Origin of the sequence: Halomonas sp. 3D7M, assembly GCF_014897885.1 — a bacterium.
In the GTDB taxonomy this organism is placed as follows: Bacteria; Pseudomonadota; Gammaproteobacteria; order Pseudomonadales; family Halomonadaceae; genus Vreelandella.
Window position 1 is genome coordinate 1 of sequence record NZ_JABUZF010000275.1, and the last position, 3,000, is coordinate 3,000.

The 3,000-nt window shown below is 55.4% G+C and carries 2 protein-coding genes; both read right to left on the reverse strand.

Annotation, left to right across the window (positions count from 1 at the left end; genetic code table 11):
• Window positions 1-995: GDP-mannose 4,6-dehydratase (gmd, locus tag INT22_RS19730; RefSeq protein ID WP_193068774.1), on the reverse strand; the 995-nt coding region annotated here is incomplete at its 3' end.
• Between the two features lie 94 nt (window positions 996-1,089).
• Window positions 1,090-3,000 (reverse strand): glycosyltransferase (locus INT22_RS19735; protein WP_193068775.1); only part of this gene is annotated, 1,911 nt, incomplete at its 5' end.

Consider the following 3,000-nt stretch of genomic DNA (forward strand, 5'->3'; position numbering starts at 1 on the left):
GCTTCTACCATCATCTTGCACAGTTCTTCCAGACTGGTGTTAGGCTGCCAGCCGAGTTCTTGGGTGGCTTTGGCCGGGTTGCCTATCAGCAGTTCTACCTCGGCCGGGCGGTAGAACTTCGGGTCGATGACCACCACGATGTTACCGGTAGCGACGTCAACGGCGGCTTCCTGTTCGGCTTCGCCTTCCCAACGCAGTTCAATATCCGCCGCTTTAAAGGCGAGCGTGACAAAATCACGCACGGTTTCGGTGCGGTTAGTAGCCAGCACGTAGGTTTCCGGGGTGTCGGCTTGCAGCATGCGCCACATGCCTTCCACGTACTCTTTGGCGTAGCCCCAGTCGCGCTTGGCATCCAAGTTACCCAGAGCCAAGTGGGTCTGTTTGCCGAGCTTGATGCGGGCAACGCCGTCGGTAATCTTACGGGTGACGAATTCGCGGCCACGCAGGGGCGACTCATGATTGAACAGAATGCCGCTGGTGGCGAAGATGTTATAGGACTCACGGTAGTTAATGGTCATCCAGTGAGCATAGAGCTTGGCCACGCCGTAAGGGCTGCGCGGGTAGAAATCAGTGGCTTCGGTTTGCGGCACTTGCTGTACTTTGCCGAACATTTCCGAGGTGGAAGCCTGATAGAAACGAATGGAGCTGTCGACGATACGGATCGCTTCTAATAAATTCACCACGCCCAGCCCGGTGATCTCGGCCGTTGTAATGGGCTGGTCAAACGAGACGCCTACGAAACTTTGCGCGGCAAGGTTGTAAATTTCACGGGGCTTGCACTGCTGCACTAGGCGAATGCTGGAGGATAAATCGGTAAGGTCGTACTCCACCAAGTGCAAGTTGGGGTGGTTTTGTATGCCAAGTTCTTCGATACGCCAAAAATTGACCGAGCTGGTACGGCGGTATGTACCGTACACGGTGTAACCTTTTTCTAGCAGTAGCTCAGCAAGATAAGCGCCGTCCTGGCCCGTAATTCCTGTCACGATCGCGTTCATGACGCAGTTCCTTTCTTCATAGTAAGTTCTGGATTAACGCATGGAGGTACAGGCTGCCGCAGAGGCAGCCGGGTGCGTTAGGTATTGTGGCGGGCTAGCCTTGGGTGTCAACCTGATTTCGCTCATGCCTTTGGCATAGCGCTTGGTCAACCAGGGCTGCTTTCATCAAGCCTTCATAGCGTTTTGCCAAGGCAGGCCAGCTGCGCTGTTCCAGCCATTGATGACGGGCCTGATGATACTCTTTGCGCTGGGTTTCTGAGGCGTTCAATACATGGGTAATGCCTTCGGCAATGTCTTGGCTGTCGAAGCCGCGGGTTTGCCAAACGATATTTTTGACTTCATCAAAAATAGGCGCTGGCGTGGTGAGAATATTGGGGCATGCAGCGACCGCCGTGCGTACAGCAGCACTGCTGGACTCTTGGGTATATTGATAAGGCAGCACTACGGCGCTGCACTCTGCCAGGCGCTGCCGGGCCTCTTCCAGGGGAAGGAAGTCAGTCACCCACTCAATCTGTTTTTCGACCCCTAAGCGCTGCGCGGTTCGCTGGCAGCGGGCCAGTTCCTCCTGGGAGCTGGGCTCATCGCGTACGGAGGTAATCAGTCGCAATATGGCAGCCTTTGGTAACGACTGCTTTTTACACAGCAACGCAAAAGCCTCAATTAAGGTATTGACTCCTTTATGGGGGAGCAAGAAGCCGAAGCTGCCAATCACAGGTGCTTGGCTGTTGATAGACACTGAAGCGTCTTGGCCGGCATCCACTCCCTGTGGTAATTGGGTGACGTTATCGGTTAGGCCGATGCGCTTTAGGTAATTGAGGTCGTCTAACGTGTGAACAAACACTCGATCAAAGGCGGCAAGTGTTGCTGACACTGTGTGCCTGCGGACAGTGTCAAAGTCGATCACTGGGCGGGTCGTATGCAGGGTGATATAGACACGCTTGCCCTGGCGACGGCACTGCTCGACTTGATACTGCAGATCGCGGTCTAGCTCGTAAAAGGCGAAGTGGTGCTGTAGCCAGACTACGTTACCAGCCGCTTCTGCTAACGTAGGGCTTTGGCTGCGCTGCCAGTTACGGCTTACCGGTAACTGGTTTTCCTGTTCGCCTGAGGAGGGGCGCTGGCCTTTGCTAAACTGCGGGGCATTGATTGAAACGCTCAATACTGAGTTAGTTGCTTGCAGCGCTTCTACCAGATGAGCACTGTATTGGGCGATGCCGCAGGGTTCGTCCCATGAGGTATACAAGCTCAGTGAAATAGGCGGCACTTCAGGCTGGGTACTGGCCTGCAGGCGCGCTAGCGCTGCTAACAGGGACTCTACCGCAGCAGGCGAGTAAAAGCGCTGCTGAATAGCGTCGTGGAACTTGCTCACGGCATTCGTTGCCCCTTCCCCCTGTTGGCGCAATTGCTGGATCTGCTGCTGCACTTGTCGGGTAAGACTTGCCACACTGGGCTCTACCCATACGGCCTGCCCGGCACTGAAGTGCGATTGGGCATGGTCGAAACAGTAGTTCACCCAACCGGCATGCTGCGCCGGAGTGAAATCGGTGTGGGCGCCGTAGCCGGTAACGATCAGTGCGCGGGAGAACTCCCCGGCTTCGATGGCCGGCATATTGAGTCCTTCGCCACGGGTGGGCAACACGACTATATCGGCCGCCTGATAGAGCGCAGCCATTTGTGCGGCGTCATAATCATCAATAATGATGTGCAGACGTTCGCGGTATTTTGCACTGACGTATTGCTCTACCCAGCCTTCCATCTGGTTATGGGGGTTGGGGAAGGTTTTAACCGTGAGCGTCAGCGTTGGGTCGACGGCGGCCAGCTGCTCAAATGCTTGCAGCAGCACGTCTACGCCTTTACGCGGAAAGGCTGATGAGACATGGAGTAAATTAACGGTTTGCTGCTGAGCGACGCGTACAAGATCATGTGCACTGCTCTGGACAGCATGCGGATTTGCCACCAGCGGTAACGCGACCACGTGAATAGGCAGTTTACAGCCGCTATCCAT